Genomic DNA, 18,056 nt, shown 5'->3' on the forward strand with positions numbered 1-18,056 from the left:
ATGGCAAGTACATCAGATATTAGAAACGGACTATGCATTCGTTTTAATCATGACATTTATAAAATTGTAGAATTTTTACATGTAAAACCAGGTAAAGGTCCAGCCTTTGTTAGGACTAAACTGAAAAGTGTTACTACTGGAAAAGTGATAGATAACACCTTTTCCGCAGGACATAAAATTGAAGATGTAAGAGTAGAAACACATAAGTTTCAGTTTTTGTATAATGATGGTGAGTTCTATCACTTTATGAATACTGAAGATTATACACAAATTAGATTGTTGGAAGCAGCTTTAGATCGTGCTGATTTAATGAAGGAAGGTGAAGTTGTAACTGTTCTTATCAACACAGAAGATAATTTGCCTCTATCAGTAGAGATGCCAGCAAGTGTTATTTTGGAGGTTACTCAAACTGAACCAGGAGTTAAGGGAAATACAGCTACCAATGCAACTAAACCAGCTACCGTTGAAACAGGAGCTGAAGTGATGGTACCTTTATTCATAAACGAAGGGGATAAAATCAAAATTGAAACTGAAAAAGGGACGTATAAAGAACGAATCAAGGAATAATTGAAATTTCCTAAAACATATCAGTTAAAAGAAATCGCATCTTTAATTGGGTGTGATTTTATTGGAGATGAGTCATTTCCTGTATTAGGAATGAACGAAATTCATGTGGTTGAACCAGGGGATATCGTTTTTGTAGACCATCCAAAATACTATGATAAAGCTTTACAATCGGCGGCAACTATCGTTTTAATTAATAAAGAGGTAGCTTGCCCGGTAGGTAAAGCTTTATTGATTAGTGATGATCCTTTTCGGGATTTTAATAAATTAACCAATCATTTCAAACCGTTTGTTCCTTCTTCCAGTTCCATTTCAGAAACTGCCAAAATTGGAAACAAAACGGTCATTCAGCCTAACTGTTTTATTGGAAACAATGTAACTATCGGTGATAATTGTATTATTCATCCCAATGTAGTCATCTATGATGACACTGTAATTGGAGATAATGTGATAATTCACGCTGGAACTATTTTAGGAGCTAGTGCTTTTTACTACAAAAATAGACCAGAGGGATTTGATCAATTGCTATCTGGAGGGCGTGTGATTATTGAGGATGATGTTCATATTGGTGCTTGCTGTACTATTGACAGAGGTGTGACAGGAGATACAACCATAGGCAAAGGTTCTAAGCTGGATAATCAAATTCAAATTGGTCATGATACCGTTTTAGGTAAAAAATGTCTTTTAGCGTCCCAAGTAGGAATTGCGGGTTGTGTAGTGATTGAAGATGAAGTCACCATTTGGGGGCAGGTAGGAAGTACCAGTGGTATTACCATTGGAGAAAAAGCGGTCATCTTAGCGCAGTCAGGGGTTAGTAAATCTTTGGAAGGTCATAAAACCTATTTTGGGTATCCTGCTGAAGAAGCCAGACTGAAGCTTAAAGAAATGGCCTATGTCAAGGAAATTCCTAATATCATCAATAAACTAAAGAATCAATAGAATGAGTTCAAAGGAATTTGTCAAGAATTATTATAAAACTGATTTTATATACATTCTGGCACATTTCAATGACTTTTTTCATCCAGATTGCTTACTTCATTGGAATAGTAGCAAAGGATTCCATTCATTAGATCATCAAGGTATTTTTGATTTTATAAAGCGTTTGAATGCTGCTTTTCCAGAATTGAGAACAGAAATCAGTCACGTTTTGCAAGAAGATAATTATGTGACTACCCGTTATACTGTTTACGTGACAACGGTTGAGAATGATGATGAAGAGACTGCTTTGGCGCATTATATTAGTATTTGGGAACTAAAAGATGGAAAGTTGTTCAAAGGTTTCGAGATTAGTCAGTTGGCAGATGATGATGCTTTGGCGGCTAATTCCTTTTCCCAAATAAAAGTGTAAAAAACCTTTAATTTAATTAAGTATTAATTTAAATTTGTTTTCGAAAAAAAATATAAATCTATCATAAATGAGCGTTTTAGTTAATAAAGATTCAAAAATAATAGTTCAAGGATTTACTGGTAGTGAAGGTACCTTTCACGCTGGTCAAATGATTGATTACGGTACCAACGTAGTTGGTGGAGTTACTCCAGGAAAAGGCGGACAATCACATTTGGATAAGCCTGTTTTCAATACCGTTAAGGAAGCTGTTGATCAAGTTGGAGCAGATACAACTATTATCTTTGTTCCGCCAGCATTTGCTGCTGATGCTATTATGGAAGCTGCCGATGCAGGAATCAAAGTAATCATTACAATTACAGAAGGTATTCCAGTAGCTGATATGATTAAAGCTGCTGATTACATAAAAGATAAGGATTGTCGTTTAATTGGTCCTAACTGTCCAGGAGTTATTACTCCAGAAGAGGCAAAAGTGGGTATTATGCCAGGATTTGTTTTTAAAAAAGGAAAAGTAGGGATTGTTTCTAAATCAGGAACCCTAACGTATGAAGCGGCAGACCAAGTAGTAAAACAAGGTTTAGGTATTACTACTGCAATTGGTATTGGAGGAGATCCAATTATTGGAACTACTACCAAAGAAGCGGTAGAATTATTGGTCAATGATCCTGAAACAGAAGCCGTGGTTATGATTGGTGAGATTGGTGGTCAATTGGAAGCTGATGCGGCCAAGTGGTATAAAGAAAGTGGAAGCAAAAAGCCTATTGTTGGTTTTATAGCTGGTGAAACTGCTCCTGCAGGTAGAACTATGGGACATGCTGGTGCCATAGTTGGTGGAAGTGATGACACAGCTCAAGCAAAAAAGAAAATTATGAGAGAATGTGGAATTCACGTAGTGGATTCTCCTGCTGAAATCGGTAAAAAAGTGGCCGAAGTAGTCGGGTAATTATTCTTAAATAGTATTTAAAACCTCACAATATTGTGAGGTTTTTTTTATTTCGTCAATTTGTTATTAGTATATTTGAATATCAACTATTTTTTAAAATCAAATGAAATTATTAGAAGGAAAAACAGCAATAATCACTGGTGGGAGTAGAGGAATTGGTAAAGGAATTGCAGAAACCTTTGCTCAACATGGAGCCAATGTAGCATTTACTTTTAGTTCTTCTGTAGAAGCTGCTCAACAATTGGAAAAAGACTTAGGAACTTTCGGAGTAAAAGTTAAGGGATATCAGAGTAATGCCGCCGATTTTAATGAGGCTCAAAAATTGGTAGATGATGTCGTTGCTGAATTTGGTTCAGTGGATATTTTAGTTAATAATGCTGGAATTACCAAAGATAATTTGTTAATGCGGATTAGTGAGGAAGATTTTGATAAGGTAATCGAAGTTAATTTGAAGTCAGTCTTTAATATGACGAAGGCAGTTCAAAGAACCATGCTTAAACAAAGAAAAGGTTCTATTATCAATATGAGTTCTGTAGTTGGAGTAAAAGGGAATGCAGGACAAACCAATTATGCTGCTTCCAAAGCAGGGATCATTGGTTTTTCAAAATCAGTGGCGTTAGAATTAGGAAGTAGAAATATTAGAAGTAATGTTATTGCACCAGGATTTATCGAGACTGAAATGACTGGTAAATTAGATGAGAAAACAGTTCAAGGTTGGAGGGATTCTATTCCATTAAAACGTGGCGGAACTCCTGAAGATGTTGCAAATGCTTGTGTGTTCTTAGCCAGTGACTTAAGTGCGTATGTAACAGGGCAAACCATTAATGTTGATGGTGGAATGCTAACATAATTTATGTCTTTAGAAACCATATTTTATATCATATTATCAGGAATCATAGCGCTTTTATTAGCGCTTTTTCAGTATAAATACCAAAGAAAGAACCAAGGCGCCATAAATTGGATCTTGATAGGAATCCGATTCCTATCCGTTTTTTTGCTGTGCTTGTTATTGGTTAATCCAAGGTTTGAAAAGGTGGTTTCTTATGAAGAAAAACCGACTTTGGTTGTTGCTGTAGATAATTCTAATTCTGTCGCTTATCTTGAACATGATAACCAAGTTAAGAGATTGATTGAAAGGATAGATAACAATGATGAATTAAAGGAAAGGTTTCATGTTGATTGGTATGCGTTTAGTGAAGATTTAACGGAACTTGATACTCTTGATTTTAAAGGAAAACAAACGAATTTAGATCGGGTATTTTCAGATTTAACTCAGATTTACAGACAAGAAAATGCGCCAACGATATTAGTCACTGATGGAAATCAAACCTATGGTGGCGATTATTCTTTTACTTCTGAAAAATATGGACAATCAGTTTATCCGATAATTCTTGGAGATTCCACAGTGTATAGTGATTTGAAAATTCAAAAATTGAATGTCAATAAGTATGCATTTCTGAAGAATAGATTCCCATTAGAGGCCATACTGGTTTATAATGGCGAAGAAACTGTTAGTTCAACGTTTAAAGTAACTGTAGGAAATACAACGGTTTTCTCAAAAAATGTCACTTTTTCTCCTGATGATAATTCTGAAGTATTAAATTTTTATTTATCGGCTAATCAAGTTGGAGTGTTTACCTATCATGCTGAAATCATTCCTTTGGAGAATGAAAAGAATACGGTAAATAACACTAAAAATTTTGCAGTTGAAGTCATTGACCAAAAGACCAATGTGGCTTTGGTTAGTGCTATTAGGCATCCCGATCTAGGTGCTTTAAAAAAGGCCATTGAGAGCAACGAACAACGGGAAGCTACAATTTTAACACCAGAAGCTTATTTAGAGAATATTGATAATTATCAATTAGTAATTGCTTATCAACCTAATACCACCTTTAAAAAGGTATTTGATTCATTCAATGATTTTTCTAGAAATGTATTTTATATCACAGGCACTCATACCGATTGGAACTTTTTGAATTCTTTGGATCTTGGTTTTAAGCAAACGGTTACCAATCAAAAAGAGGATTATCTAGCTTACTTGAATCTAGGTTATTCTAATTTTTTGATAGAAGATATTGATTTTGAATCTTTTCCACCTTTGCAATCAACGTTTGGGGAGGTAGATTATCAAATAGCAGCAAATCCTTTGTTATTTCAAAGAATAGGAAGTGTTTCAACAGAAACACCTTTGCTGTCCACATTTGAAAGAAATCAAAATCGGTATGCCTTATTATTGGGAGATGGAATCTGGAAATGGAGAGCCCAAACGTATCTGAATTCCAAATCGTTTTCAGAGTTTGATACATTTTTAGGTAAGTTGATTCAGTATTTGGCTTCAACCAAAAAGCAGAGTAGATTAACAGTTGATTACGAATCTTTTTATGAGGGTAATAATAACATTTCTTTAAAGGCCCAATACTTCAATAAGAACTATGAATTTGATCAAAGGGAGCCATTAGAAGTTGTTATAAAGGATAAAAATAGTGAACAGGTAACAACCTATCCATTGGTATTGAAAAATAACTTTTTTGAAGTTGATTTAAGCAATTTGCCACCATCCAATTATAGTTTTACTGTCAAGGCAGTGGATGAAAATATTTCCACCTCCGGAAGCTTTAAAATTTTAGATTACAATGTGGAACAACAATTCTTGAATGCCGAAATTACCAAGTTAAATCAAGTGGCTTCCCAAAGTCAAGGTAAAAGCTTTTTTATTGATGATTATGATCAGATCATTAATGATTTATTAGAAGATAATCGCTACAAACCTCTCTTGAAAAACAATAGAATTGTTGTACCTTTAATAGACTGGAAATACCTTTTGGCATTGGTAGTGTTACTACTTGGTGCTGAGTGGTTTATCAGAAAATATAACGGACTAATTTAAATTTTTTATCATGGAGAGATTACCAAAAGTGGCAGTTCCTGCCATTGCAGCACTTATTTTTTTAATTATTATTCTAGCAAAATCTACGGTCACTATAGATGCTGGTCATGCTGCTGTATTATATGAAACCTTAGGAGATGGAGTAGATTCGGATAAAGCTCCGCTTGGACCGGGCTTTCATATAATTGCTCCATGGAATAGAGTTATCGACTATGAAACTCGCCAACAGGAAATTCCAGAAAAAATGTCGGTTTTGTCATCTAACGGATTAGATATAAAGTTAGACGCCTCTGTATTATATGAGCCAGATGTAAAGAATTTAGGAAAATTACATAATGAGAAAGGTGAAAACTATTTAAGCAGAGTTTTGCAGCCAGCCATTAGAAGTGCAGCGAGAAGCGTGGTGGGACGTTATACTCCTGAGCAATTATATTCTACTAAGCGAGACGCCATTCAAGAAGAAATTTTTGAGGAAACAAAAAAAATAGTAGAAAGGCAATATATTCAATTAAACAATGTGTTAATTAGAGATGTAACTTTGCCACCTACCATTAAAGACGCAATAGAGCGCAAACTTAGACAAGAACAAGAATCTCTAGAATACGAATTTAGATTAGTTACTGCTGAAAAAGAAGCTGAAAGACAGATTATTGAGGCTCAAGGAAAGGCAGATGCTAACCGTATCTTAAGTGCTTCTTTAACAGATAAAATACTTCAAGATAAAGGTATTGAAGCCACAGTAAAACTATCGGAATCTAATAATAGCAAAGTAGTTGTTATAGGATCTGGAGATTCAGGGATGCCAATAATTTTAGGGGATCAATAAAAAAGGTACTATCAGATTTAAAACTTAATAAAAATTTATAATTGTTATCCAAACATTTGGATATATGGATTTTTATTTTGAAAATTTGCATATACAAAACGAAACATGAATTTTATTCAATTACATCATCATCATTTTCATACTTGCACTCAGGCGAGCTGAAAATGTATTGAATAAAATCAAGATATTTAAAACCCGTTTGAGTAAATCAAACGGGTTTTTTTATTTCTAAATCCTTCGGTTTACTCAACTTAAAAAAATTAAGTAATGAAGAAACTAAAAATCGCTGTTCAAAAATCTGGAAGACTCAATGAGGATTCCATGAAAATTCTGAGAGATGTTGGAATTTCAATAGATAACGGTAAAGATCAGTTAAAGGCCTCTGCAGCCAATTTCCCTCTCGAAGTATTTTATTTACGAAATGGAGACATTCCCCAATATCTAAATGATGGTGTAGTGGATGCCGCTATAATAGGAGAAAATGTTCTTTTTGAGAAGGGAAGAGATATAAAGACTGTTGAAAAATTAGGGTTTTCAAAATGTAAAGTATCTGTGGCCATTCCAAAATCAAAAAGTTATAACACGCTCTCTGATTTAAACGGAAAACGAATTGCTACTTCTTATCCAAATACGGTTAAGGAATTTTTGAAAGAGAATGAGGTAAATGCAGAATTACATATCATTAATGGTTCTGTAGAAATTGCCCCTAATATAGGTTTAGCTGACGCTATTGTTGATATTGTTTCCAGTGGCAGTACCTTGTTTAAAAACAACTTAAAGGAGGTAGAAGTACTTTTAAAATCGGAAGCGGTATTGGCTGTTTCTCCAAAGATTGGCGAGGTAGAACAAACTATTTTACAGCGTTTGCAATTTCGTATCCAATCTGTTTTAAAAGGTAGGCAGAATAAATATGTTCTCTTGAATGCGCCTAATGATAAGATAGATGATATTATTAGAATTTTACCTGGAATGAATAGTCCTACCATTATGCCATTAGCTAAGGAAGGTTGGAGCTCTTTACACTCCGTTATCAATAAAAATGAATTTTGGGAAGTAATAGATGAGCTTAAACTCAATGGTGCCGAAGGAATTTTAGTATGTCCAATAGAAAATATGGTATTGTAAATGAAAACGATAGTTAATCCAAATAGAGAAGGCTGGGAAGAAATTTTAAAACGTCCCACCCAAAAGGTTGAAGACATTGAAAAAACGGTCATAGAGATTTTTGAGGATATCAAACGACATGGTGACACAGCAGTTTTAAAGTATACTTCCATATTTGATGGGGTTACTCTTTCTGATTATGTGGTAAGTCAACAAGAATTGGAGGAAGCAATTTCTAGGGTGCCTCAAAACTTGAAGGATGCCATTGAAATTGCCAAGAATAACATTGAACGGTTTCATGCCGCACAAAAAACAGATAAAGTAGAAGTAGAAACGACAAAAGGTATTACCTGTTGGCAAGAAAAACGCCCTATTGAAAAAATAGGATTATACATACCTGGTGGTAGTGCGCCATTATTCTCTACTGTATTAATGTTGGTTGTTCCAGCTAAAATTGCAGGATGCCAAGAAATTGTATTGTGTTCACCTCCTAATAAAGAAGGGAAATTAGCAGATGAAATCTTATTTACGGCTCAGTTATGTGGCGTGACTAAAATCATTAAAGTTGGGGGTATTCAAGCGATAGCAGGCCTCACCTTTGGTACTGAAACAATTCCTCAGGTCTATAAGATTTTTGGACCGGGAAATCAGTTCGTCACTGTTGCCAAACAGTTGGCAACAAAATTTAATGTAGCCATTGATATGCCCGCGGGTCCTAGCGAGCTTTTGGTTTATGCTGATGAATCTGCTAAAGCAAGTTATGTGGCTTCAGATTTATTGAGTCAGGCTGAACATGGGGGAGACAGTCAAGTGATTTTGGTCACACCTTCTTTGAAGTTATTAAAAGAAGTGGAGCAGGAAATAGGAAATCAGCTAGAAGAACTTCCCAGGAAATCTATTGCCCAAGCTGCCATTAATAATTCAAGGCTTATAGTATTGGAAAGTAATGAGCAGGCTTTGGATTTAATTAATGAATATGGTCCGGAGCACTTTATTATCTGTTCGGAAAATGCGGATTATTTCGTTAATGGAATTAGGAATGCGGGTTCAGTATTTATAGGAAATTACACTCCTGAAAGTGCTGGGGATTATGCCTCTGGAACGAACCATACACTACCTACTAATGGTTTTAGTAAGTCCTACTCAGGTGTCAATTTGGATAGTTTTACAAAAAGCATCACATTTCAAAGGATTACAGAAACCGGACTTCTTAATATTGGTGAAACCATAGAATTAATGGCTGAAGCAGAAGGTTTGTCGGCTCATAAAAATGCAGTTTCCATTCGATTGAAGGATTTAAAAACGGAAAAGCCATGATGACTATTAATGAGATCAAAAATTTGGTAAGGCCATCGGTGATGGCATTAAAACCGTATTCCTCTGCCAGGGATGAGTTTAAAGAGTTCGACAAGGATCTTATTTTTTTAGATGCGAATGAGAATCCATTTACTAATGGATTGAACAGATATCCAGATCCCCAACAAACTAAATTAAAGGAAAGATTATCAGAACTTAAAGGAGCTTCGGTTTCCAATATATTATTGGGAAACGGAAGTGATGAAGTTTTAGATCTTTTAATTCGAGCATTTTGTGAACCCAATCAAGATGAAATATTGATTCTACCCCCAACTTATGGGATGTATCAAGTTTTGGCAGAAGTCAATAATGTGAAATTGAAAGCCGTTAATTTATCCGAAGAATTTCAATTAAGGGTAGAGAACATATTAAATTCAGTTTCTGAAGACACCAAAATATTGTTTATATGTTCACCCAATAATCCGTCAGGAAACAGTTTAAATTCACGAGATATAGAAAGCTTATTGCAACAGTTTAAAGGACTTGTAGTAATTGATGAAGCTTATATAGATTTCTCTTCTCAAGCCAGTTGGCTTAATAGATTACAGGAGTTTCCAAATTTGGTAATAACCCAAACTTTGTCTAAAGCCTATGGGTTGGCAGGAATTCGGTTGGGTATTTGTTATTCCTCAGAATTTATTATTTCTACCTTAAATAAAATAAAGCCTCCATACAATATTAATGAATTAACGCAGCAAAAGGCGTTGGAGCAATTGAATAGCACAGAAGTATTTAAAACCCAAGTACAACAAATCCTAACAGAAAGAAATGTTTTGGAAAGAGAATTAGGAAGCATCGCTTATATTTCCGAGATATATCCCTCTGATGCCAACTTTATTTTGGTCAAGGTAGATGATACAACAAAAAGGTATAATCAGCTTATACAAAAGGGAATCGTGGTTAGAAATCGTTCAAATCAAGTCTTATGTGAGAATTGTTTGAGAATTACTGTAGGAACAACAGAAGAAAACACTAATTTAATCTTAGCTTTAAAAAGTATAAAATGAGCCAGAAAGTATTATTTATAGATCGTGATGGAACTTTGATAAAAGAACCCGAAGATGAGCAAACTGATGCTTTTGAAAAGTTGGTGTTTTATCCAAAAGTGTTTCAATATTTAGGAAGAATTGCCAAAGAACTGGATTACGAACTGGTGATGGTTACCAATCAGGATGGTTTGGGAACAGAAGTCTATCCTGAGGAAACTTTTTGGCCGGTTCATAACTTGATTCTTGAAACATTTGCTTCGGAGGGTGTTGTATTCAAAGAGCAATTCATTGATCGCACTTTTGCAAGGGATAATGCTCCAACCAGAAAGCCTAATACCGGCTTGCTGACCAAATATTTTTCTGAGGCCTATGATCTTGAAAACTCTTTTGTTATTGGAGATCGATTAACAGACGTGGAATTGGCCAAAAACATAGGAGCTAAGGGCATTTTTATTAATAACGAAAGTTATCTGGGTGAAGATGAAGTAACGGTAGACAGACAAAAATTAAATGAATTTATAGCTCTAGAAACAGATGATTGGGAGGCTATTTATAAGTTTTTGAAATTAGCTGATCGTTCTGCTTCCATAGTTAGAAACACCAAGGAAACCCAAATAGCGATTGATTTAAATTTGGATGGAACGGGACAAAGTGAGATTTCGACTGGTTTGGCATTTTTTGACCATATGCTTGACCAAATTTCTAGACATGGGCAGTTGGATTTGAGGATAAAAGTAGAGGGAGATCTTGAAGTAGATGAACATCATACTATTGAGGATACAGCCATAGCATTAGGCGAAGTTTTTTATAAAGCATTAGGAGATAAATTAGGTTTGGAGCGTTATGGTTTCTGTTTGCCCATGGATGATTGTTTAGCTCAGGTTTCTATAGATTTTGGAGGTAGAAATTGGTTGGTTTGGGAAGCTGAATTTAAGCGGGAGATGATTGGAAAAATGCCAACAGAAATGTTCTATCATTTCTTCAAATCTTTTACAGATGGTGCTAGGTGTAACTTGAATATTAAGGCAGAAGGGAGCAATGAACACCACAAAATTGAAGCCATTTTTAAGGCTTTCGCCAAGGCCATAAAAATGGCTATTAAAAGAGATGTGGATAAAATGATTTTGCCATCTACAAAGGGGGTTCTTTAATGAAATTAGCGATAATAGATTATGGAGCGGGGAATATTAAAAGCATTCAATTTGCTTTTAATAGATTGGGTGTCAATGCCATTTTAACTCATGATGAAAAGGATATTATAAATGCTGATAAGGTCATTTTTCCGGGAGTAGGAGAGGCAGGTAGTGCCATGAAGATGCTTAAAAAAAGTGGATTAAATCAATTGATTCCGGAGTTAAAACAACCGGTTTTAGGTATTTGCTTGGGAATGCAATTATTATGTAATTACACAGAAGAAGGAGATACCGAAGGATTAGGTATTTTTGATACAAATGTTAAACGGTTTGACCATTCCGTTAAAGTACCCCATATGGGCTGGAATGTCATTACAGATCTTCAATCAGATTTGTTTAAAGAGGTTCCAGATAGGTCCTATTTATATTTAGTGCATAGTTATTATGCCGAGTTGGGATCACAAGCGATTGCCAAAACCGATTATGGATTGGTTTATGCTTCCGCTCTAAACTATCATAATTTTTATGGAGTCCAATTTCATCCAGAGAAAAGTGGCGAAGTGGGGGCTCAAATTTTGAATAATTTTTTAAAACTTTAAAAATGCGAATTATACCAGCAATAGATATTATCGACGGCAAGTGTGTCAGACTCACAAGAGGCGATTTTGACACCAAAAAAGTATATAATGAAAATCCGCTGGAAGTGGCCAAACAGTTTGAAAATGCAGGCATTGAATATTTGCATTTAGTTGATTTGGACGGGGCGAAAGCTCATGAAATTGTCAACTATAAAGTATTGGAGCAAATTGCTACTAAAACGTCTTTAAAGATCGATTTTGGAGGTGGATTGAAGTCAGATGAAGATTTATATATTGCCTTTAATTCAGGTGCTAAACAAATCACAGGAGGTAGTATTGCAGTTAAAAATCCTAAGGTTTTTGAAAAGTGGCTGGATAAATATGGAGGTAAAAAAATAATTCTCGGTGCCGATGCAAAAGATGAGAAAATTGCTGTAAATGGGTGGCAAGAACAAAGTAATTTGGATTTAATAACCTTTATCAAAGCCTATCAAAAGAAAGGCGTGCAGTATGTCATTTGTACCGATATTTCAAAAGATGGAATGCTTGAAGGACCATCCAATGAGCTGTATTCCAAAATCATCCACGAATGCTCCAATTCCAGCTCAGACCAATCAGTCAAATTGATTGCTTCTGGTGGGGTGTCAAATTTAGATGATGTTATTAGGCTAAAGGAGCTGGGATGTGAGGGTGTCATCATCGGAAAGGCATTATATGAGAACAAAATTTCATTAAGAGATCTAGAAAAGTTTATTTAATGCTTACAAAACGAATAATACCGTGTCTGGATATAAAAAATGGAAGAACGGTTAAGGGGGTTAATTTTGTGAATTTAAGAGATGCTGGTGATCCGGTAGAGTTGGCAAAGAAATACGCCGATAAAGGCGCGGATGAATTGGTGTTTTTGGATATTTCAGCAACTTTGGAAGGCAGGAAAACAACCAGAGAGATGGTTCTTAAAGTAGCAGAGCAAGTTAACATTCCTTTCACTGTTGGAGGTGGTATATCCACAGTAGAAGATGTGGATATTTTATTAAAAAACGGAGCAGATAAGGTTTCTGTAAATTCAGCAGCTGTTAAAAGACCCGATTTAATCAACGAACTTTCAGCCAAATTTGGAAATCAATGTGTCGTTGTGGCTATCGATGCTAAAGAAATTGATGGTGAATGGAAAGTGCATTTGGCAGGAGGCAGTATCCCAACAGAAATTGATTTGTTTTCTTGGGCTAAAGAGGTTGAGGAACGAGGTGCAGGTGAAATTTTATTTACTTCTATGAATCATGATGGAACCAAGAATGGCTTTGCCAATGAAGCTTTGGCAAAGTTATCCCAATATGTCAATATTCCCATTATCGCTTCAGGTGGTGCGGGAACCACGCAACATTTTGTTGATGCATTTGATAAGGGAAAAGCGGATGCAGCTTTGGCTGCTAGTGTATTTCATTTTGGGGAAATTGAAATATTAGATTTGAAAAAAGAAATTAAAAGGAATAATATAGAAGTACGTTTGTAATGACTATAGATTTTAGTAAAAATGAAAATGGTTTGGTGCCGGCAATCATTCAGGATGCGGAAACCAAAAAAGTATTGATGCTCGGATACATGAATGAAGATTCGTATCAAAAAACCATGAGCACCAAATTAGTAACCTTTTATAGTAGATCGAAACAAAGACTTTGGACCAAAGGAGAAGAAAGTGGAAATGTTCTTTTATTGCAAGATGTCAAAGTAGATTGTGATCACGATACAATTTTGATTCAAGCAAAACCTTCGGGGCCTACCTGCCACAAGGGAACAGATACTTGTTGGGCTGAGGAAAACACACCGCATTTTGGATTTTTAAGTGATTTGGAGGAGGTTATTGATGACCGAGTTAAAAATTTTGGTCCCAAAGAATCTTATGTGGCATCCCTTTTTTCAAAGGGCATGAATAAAATAGCACAAAAAGTAGGAGAGGAGGCTGTAGAAATGGTAATTGAAGCCAAAGATGACAACGACGATTTATTTTTAAACGAAAGCGCCGATTTACTTTTTCACTTTCTCATGCTTCTTAAAGCTAAAGGATTTAGTTTAGAAGATGTTGTTGATATTCTTAAAAAAAGGCATTAGTTGTTTCTAATGCCTTTTTTTAAGAAGTTATATGATTGTTTTAGGAAATCCAGCGGTTTTTAGCGGCATAGTAAGCAAACCAAACCAAAAGAGCACTCAATATAATTACCATAATCGGCATAATCATTCCTCCAGGTCCATAAACCTCACTGGCTCTGCTCATAAAGAGATTGTAAGACATTTGAGCGATAACGGCTATTAATGATAAAATTAATAGTGGTTTAGACCATTGCTTTTTTAGAATAAGTCCAAGACAACCAAATGCACCACCAAATACGGCCAAAGCAAAGGCGCCCGTTACCCAAGCTGGAACATCCATATAAAGACTTCTTTCAGCTTCAGGTAGTGCCCTTAAATCTTCTTCGGTCATGTATACTTGGCCCAAATAGGCAATAACTCCCATTAGATTCCAAATGAAGGCAATGATACTTACGGCCCAATACCATTTTGGAGGTTTGATTGTTAAATTGTCTGTCATTGTGTTTTTAATAGTTAGATTAGCAGATTAGAATGAAGTTATAAAAAAAATCTTACTTAGAGTAACAGATTACTTTTTAATCGATTAAATCAAAAAATAAGTGTTTCAAAAGCGTTTCTATTACCTCATTACATGTCAATATTTAGGATACAGATTCCATGGATGGCAAAAACAACCCAACCTAAAAACCCTTCATTTAATGATAGATAGAACCTTTAAATATGTGTTGGAGGGGAAATCATTTAAAACTTTGGTAGCTGGTAGAACGGATGCTATGGTATCAGCTAATGAAACTGCTTTTGAACTTTTCGTTTATGAACCCATCGATGATTTAGATCAATTTTTAAATTGGTTTAATTACAATTTGCCTCAAGATATTAGGGCTTTAAATATTCAGGAAGTAGATGAAAGTTTTAACATCATCCAAAATTCTAAATTAAAGGAATATGTCTATTTGTTTGCTCATGGGCAAAAATGCCATCCATTTTGCGCTCCAATCCTAACAACTATTTTGGACGAGTTGAATATCGACATAATGAAGATAGGAGCTAAGTTGTTTGAAGGACAGCATAACTTCAAGAATTATTGCTATCGGGCTACAGATCAAGGATTGTATGATAGAACGATTGATACCTGCGAACTTGTTGAAAATGATTTGTATACAGCCAATTTTTTTCCAGAGAAGTCCTATATGCTTCGTGTGGTTGGGCAAGGATTTGGCAGAAATCAAATTAGATTAATGATGGGTGCCCTTATTAGATTGGGAAAAAATGAACTTAGCTTGGAAGACATAGAGCGTAGTTTAGACACATCTGAATTTTCTATAAGTAATTACATTGCACCAGCTTCAGGTTTGATTTTAAATAAGATCGAATTCCAATAAACCTTCTTCTTAAAACTTTTAAGAACAACAGATTAAATCTTAACATAAATTTTGTTAAAGAAAAAAAATGTAAGTTAAATACTGTTAATGCAAAGCGTAAGTCACTCATTAGCAACGTACCTTGAATAAGAATCTTTTTTACGATTCATTATTATTAACCTTAAAACAATTTATTATGTTACGTTGGACTATCGCTTTATTAGTTATTGCTGTTATAGCTGCAATCTTAGGATTTGGAGGCGTTGCGGGAGCAGCTGCCGGGATTGCCAAAATTATTTTCTTCGTATTTCTAGTTCTACTAGTTATATCACTTGTTAGAGGTTTGGTTAAAAGATAACCATAGCTCGTTCTTAAAAACTTATTCAAACAATATTTTAATTAACCCTAAAACCTTAAAAATTATGAAACGTTTAATTTATATGTTAATGCTGATGTTTACCATATCCACTGCCTTTGTAGGTTGTAGAGAAGAGAAGGATGCTGGAGACAAAATTGAAGAAGCTGCTGATGATGTAGGTGATGGATTAGAGGATGCAGCCGATGAAGTTGAAGATGCTGTAGATTAATAAACAGCATGTAACTTAATTCTTCTAATTGTTTAACCTTAAAATTCTTAAAATGAAATCGATAATATATGCTGCTTGTTTCCTATTTTCAGGAGTTCTTTTGGCTCAAGAAAAGCCGAAAAATGTTTCTGAGGAAACAACCGTGAAAACCATTAAAATTGATAATGGTAGAGAAGTAACTGAAAAAAAGATTAAAGTAACGACCAAGGAGGAGCAGGAAATCAAATTGGATGAAGATGACAAGAACAAGGTCAATCAATCTATTGTGGCTTCCCCGAAAAAAGTAACCAAAACTGTGGAAGTTGATAGTGATCATGATGTCTTTTATGATTCCAAGTTGCAAACTGCACAATATGTTTGCGATGGTACTATGTATGACTTTGACAGATGTGATACTGGTTTCAAGGTGGTCGCTGTTAAAAATGATAATGATGTAAATTTTGGTAACGCGATTCAGTCAAGCACTAAAAACCATTACTTTTTTAGATCTGATAAGTATTCGGGAATAGGCTATTTTAACAGTCAAGGTAACTTTACCGTAGAATACTTTGATGAAAATAAAAATAAATTAGTCAAACAGGAATTTGTTGCTGTTAAAGACATCCAATAATTCCTTTAATAAATAACCATCAAGAAAAGTCCCATTCATTTGGGACTTTTTTTTGTACTTTTAATTAAATTAAAAATGAATGGCGACACAACTAACTTCTGATATATTTACTTTCTTGAACCAATTAAAAGCTAATAACAATCGCGATTGGTTTAATGATCATAAAAAGGAGTTTAAGGGAATTCAAAAAGAGGTTAAGAACTTTTATGAAATGTTATTTTCTAAGTTGAAAATGCATGACGAAGTAGATAATCTCAAAATTTTTAGAATTTATAGGGATGTTAGATTTTCAAAAAACAAAGACCCCTATAAAACCCATTTTGGAGGTTCTTTTCATAGAAAAAAACCTGAGTTAAGAGGTGGGTATTATTTACATCTATCTCCAAATAATGAATCCTTTATTGCAACGGGATTCTGGGAACCGAATAAAGATGATTTGAATAGGATTAGAAGAGAGTTTGAAATGGATGCTTCAGAAATGAGGGATTTATTGGCAGACACTAAATTCAAATCGGTTTGGGGTGACTTACAAGGAGACGAATTAAAAACAGCTCCAAGAGATTTTGAAAAAGACCATCCCAACATAGATCTCATTAGGAAAAAACAATATATTTTCATCAAAAAATATACAGATAAGGAGGTTCTTTCAGATAATTTCCTGGATGATGTCGACAAATCATTCCAAATGATTAGACCTTATTTTGATTATATGAGTGATGTCTTGACCACCAATTTAAATGGTGAATCCGTTATTTAATCTCTAAAATTGAAAAAGTTTTACCATTAAATTCTATATGATCTCCAGCTTTTTTATTTTTCATCAATTGCCCAATAGGCGATTGTAAAGAAATGGCATAATAGGAGCCAAAATCAAGGTCAATCTTTCCGATACTAGCAGATATAAAAAAAGAGTTTTCTTGCGTTTTTACCAAGCTTCCCAACACACATGTTTCATACCTTATATTTGGGTTGATACTTTTAATAATACCCATGGTTTTTTGGGCATCACTTAAATATTGAGAGTTTTTCTCTAAATCTTCAAAAAGCTTACTGTTTCCAGAATCATCCTCATCATCAGAACTTTTATCATTGGATTCAATGGATTCTTTGATTAGAGCTATTTCGCTTTTATAACTTTCAATACGCTTTTGTACATGGTCTATACAAACCTGTAGCAACTCAAATTTTGTATTCATTAATTAGGCACAGAGTGGCTGTAAAATCTGTAGGTTATCTATTAAGCGATCCTTGACAATATTCATCATCCTTTTATTTAGAGCAGAGGAATTGGTAATGTAAAATTGATATTCTTCAACGGTGAATTGACCAATGACCATACCTTTTAAAGAGTTTCTAAACTTAATGTCCTTCTGAATGGCATTTTCTATATACTCCATTTGTTTTGGCACTGTTAAACTATAAAATACATTTTTGTGCTTGTGGACATAATTTTTAAAAACTTCAACAAAAAGGTCATTTTGAAGTTTAATAATGGGTCTTAAAGTGGCATTTTGAAATCGTTCGTCGCTGCTCATGGTTTCAGTAAATACGGCTGAAGGAATTTGAGGACGACACTGGAGTAAGTCAGTACTTCGGTTTCTCATGGCTGTAAGTTTTGATTAAATTTAATCATATTGTTAGGTGATTATGTTGGGCTAACATTTTGATGTTAACATTTTTATCAA

23 protein-coding genes are annotated in these 18,056 nt (G+C 34.6%); 20 read left to right on the forward strand and 3 right to left on the reverse strand.

Translation table 11 applies throughout. The features are described 5' to 3' along the window. The 15 genes from efp (at window position 1) to hisIE (ending at window position 13,834) form a co-directional block, all read left to right on the forward strand. The gene (efp, locus tag LOK78_RS09820; RefSeq protein WP_053969995.1) at window positions 1–567 is read left to right on the forward strand and encodes an elongation factor P; all 567 of its coding nucleotides are present in this window, start codon (window positions 1–3) and stop codon (window positions 565–567) included. Further along, entirely contained in the window at window positions 568–1,503 is a 936-nt protein-coding gene (locus LOK78_RS09825) for a UDP-3-O-(3-hydroxymyristoyl)glucosamine N-acyltransferase (RefSeq protein ID WP_232634774.1), read from the forward strand. It begins immediately after the preceding gene. Between the two features lies 1 nt (window position 1,504). Then, window positions 1,505–1,912, forward strand: a complete 408-nt coding sequence (locus tag LOK78_RS09830; protein WP_053969993.1) for a nuclear transport factor 2 family protein — start codon at window positions 1,505–1,507, stop codon at window positions 1,910–1,912. A 67-nt stretch (window positions 1,913–1,979) separates the two neighbouring features. Then, window positions 1,980–2,852, forward strand: a complete 873-nt coding sequence (gene sucD, locus LOK78_RS09835; RefSeq protein WP_166958461.1) for a succinate--CoA ligase subunit alpha — start codon at window positions 1,980–1,982, stop codon at window positions 2,850–2,852. Between the two features lie 103 nt (window positions 2,853–2,955). Beyond that, entirely contained in the window at window positions 2,956–3,702 is a 747-nt protein-coding gene (gene fabG / locus LOK78_RS09840) for a 3-oxoacyl-[acyl-carrier-protein] reductase (RefSeq protein WP_166958459.1), read from the forward strand. 3 nt (window positions 3,703–3,705) lie between these two features. Beyond that, window positions 3,706–5,739 carry a VWA domain-containing protein gene (locus tag LOK78_RS09845; RefSeq protein WP_232634775.1) on the forward strand — a complete coding sequence of 678 codons (2,034 nt, stop codon included), beginning with the start codon at window positions 3,706–3,708 and terminating at the stop codon, window positions 5,737–5,739. 10 nt (window positions 5,740–5,749) lie between these two features. Then, window positions 5,750–6,565: a prohibitin family protein gene (locus tag LOK78_RS09850; RefSeq protein ID WP_053969989.1), complete on the forward strand. Its 816-nt coding sequence runs from the start codon at window positions 5,750–5,752 to the stop codon at window positions 6,563–6,565. Window positions 6,566–6,832: 267 nt separating this feature from the next. Further along, entirely contained in the window at window positions 6,833–7,690 is an 858-nt protein-coding gene (hisG, locus tag LOK78_RS09855) for an ATP phosphoribosyltransferase (protein WP_166958455.1), read from the forward strand. Next, window positions 7,691–8,986 carry a histidinol dehydrogenase gene (hisD, locus tag LOK78_RS09860; RefSeq protein WP_232634776.1) on the forward strand — a complete coding sequence of 432 codons (1,296 nt, stop codon included), beginning with the start codon at window positions 7,691–7,693 and terminating at the stop codon, window positions 8,984–8,986. It abuts the gene before it with no gap. Then, window positions 8,983–10,032 carry a histidinol-phosphate transaminase gene (hisC, locus tag LOK78_RS09865; protein ID WP_370465567.1) on the forward strand — a complete coding sequence of 350 codons (1,050 nt, stop codon included), beginning with the start codon at window positions 8,983–8,985 and terminating at the stop codon, window positions 10,030–10,032. Before hisD ends, hisC begins: the two co-directional genes overlap by 4 nt. Then, window positions 10,029–11,165, forward strand: a complete 1,137-nt coding sequence (hisB, locus tag LOK78_RS09870; RefSeq protein WP_232634777.1) for a bifunctional histidinol-phosphatase/imidazoleglycerol-phosphate dehydratase HisB — start codon at window positions 10,029–10,031, stop codon at window positions 11,163–11,165. The genes hisC and hisB overlap by 4 nt, the downstream gene beginning before the upstream one ends. After that, a complete protein-coding gene (gene hisH, locus LOK78_RS09875) occupies window positions 11,165–11,746 on the forward strand; it encodes an imidazole glycerol phosphate synthase subunit HisH (RefSeq protein WP_166958449.1) in 582 nt (193 codons plus the stop codon). Before hisB ends, hisH begins: the two co-directional genes overlap by 1 nt. Window positions 11,747–11,748: 2 nt before the next feature. After that, a complete protein-coding gene (gene hisA, locus LOK78_RS09880; protein WP_232634778.1) occupies window positions 11,749–12,483 on the forward strand; it encodes a 1-(5-phosphoribosyl)-5-[(5-phosphoribosylamino)methylideneamino]imidazole-4-carboxamide isomerase in 735 nt (244 codons plus the stop codon). Then, entirely contained in the window at window positions 12,483–13,238 is a 756-nt protein-coding gene (gene hisF / locus LOK78_RS09885; RefSeq protein ID WP_166958445.1) for an imidazole glycerol phosphate synthase subunit HisF, read from the forward strand. Before hisA ends, hisF begins: the two co-directional genes overlap by 1 nt. Next, a complete protein-coding gene (gene hisIE / locus LOK78_RS09890) occupies window positions 13,238–13,834 on the forward strand; it encodes a bifunctional phosphoribosyl-AMP cyclohydrolase/phosphoribosyl-ATP diphosphatase HisIE (protein ID WP_232634779.1) in 597 nt (198 codons plus the stop codon). Before hisF ends, hisIE begins: the two co-directional genes overlap by 1 nt. A 40-nt stretch (window positions 13,835–13,874) precedes the next feature. Here hisIE and LOK78_RS09895 read toward each other — a convergent pair whose 3' ends face one another. Further along, the gene (locus LOK78_RS09895; protein ID WP_166958441.1) at window positions 13,875–14,312 is read right to left on the reverse strand and encodes a hypothetical protein; all 438 of its coding nucleotides are present in this window, start codon (window positions 14,310–14,312) and stop codon (window positions 13,875–13,877) included. 100 nt (window positions 14,313–14,412) lie between these two features. Here LOK78_RS09895 and LOK78_RS09900 point away from each other — a divergent pair, with 100 nt between their 5' ends. From LOK78_RS09900 to LOK78_RS09920, 5 genes are all read left to right on the forward strand, one after another. Continuing rightward, window positions 14,413–15,195: a tRNA pseudouridine synthase A gene (locus LOK78_RS09900; protein ID WP_232634780.1), complete on the forward strand. Its 783-nt coding sequence runs from the start codon at window positions 14,413–14,415 to the stop codon at window positions 15,193–15,195. A 175-nt stretch (window positions 15,196–15,370) separates the two neighbouring features. Continuing rightward, complete coding sequence (locus LOK78_RS09905; protein ID WP_082316484.1) at window positions 15,371–15,532, forward strand: DUF1328 domain-containing protein; 162 nt, start codon at window positions 15,371–15,373, stop codon at window positions 15,530–15,532. A 64-nt stretch (window positions 15,533–15,596) separates the two neighbouring features. After that, the gene (locus tag LOK78_RS09910; protein ID WP_166958437.1) at window positions 15,597–15,761 is read left to right on the forward strand and encodes a hypothetical protein; all 165 of its coding nucleotides are present in this window, start codon (window positions 15,597–15,599) and stop codon (window positions 15,759–15,761) included. 52 nt (window positions 15,762–15,813) lie between these two features. After that, the gene (locus tag LOK78_RS09915) at window positions 15,814–16,371 is read left to right on the forward strand and encodes a hypothetical protein (RefSeq protein WP_232634781.1); all 558 of its coding nucleotides are present in this window, start codon (window positions 15,814–15,816) and stop codon (window positions 16,369–16,371) included. Between the two features lie 79 nt (window positions 16,372–16,450). Further along, a complete protein-coding gene (locus LOK78_RS09920; RefSeq protein ID WP_232634782.1) occupies window positions 16,451–17,128 on the forward strand; it encodes a DUF2461 domain-containing protein in 678 nt (225 codons plus the stop codon). Here LOK78_RS09920 and LOK78_RS09925 read toward each other — a convergent pair. Both LOK78_RS09925 and LOK78_RS09930 read right to left on the reverse strand, forming a co-directional pair. Beyond that, window positions 17,121–17,567: a transcription elongation factor gene (locus LOK78_RS09925; protein ID WP_166958431.1), complete on the reverse strand. Its 447-nt coding sequence runs from the start codon at window positions 17,565–17,567 to the stop codon at window positions 17,121–17,123. The genes LOK78_RS09920 and LOK78_RS09925 overlap by 8 nt on opposite strands. A 3-nt stretch (window positions 17,568–17,570) precedes the next feature. Continuing rightward, window positions 17,571–17,975 carry a glyoxalase gene (locus tag LOK78_RS09930; protein WP_166958429.1) on the reverse strand — a complete coding sequence of 135 codons (405 nt, stop codon included), beginning with the start codon at window positions 17,973–17,975 and terminating at the stop codon, window positions 17,571–17,573. Window positions 17,976–18,056: the final 81 nt, after the last annotated feature.

The organism is Mangrovimonas futianensis (genome assembly GCF_021245805.1).
In the GTDB taxonomy this organism is placed as follows: domain Bacteria; phylum Bacteroidota; class Bacteroidia; order Flavobacteriales; family Flavobacteriaceae; genus Mangrovimonas; species Mangrovimonas futianensis.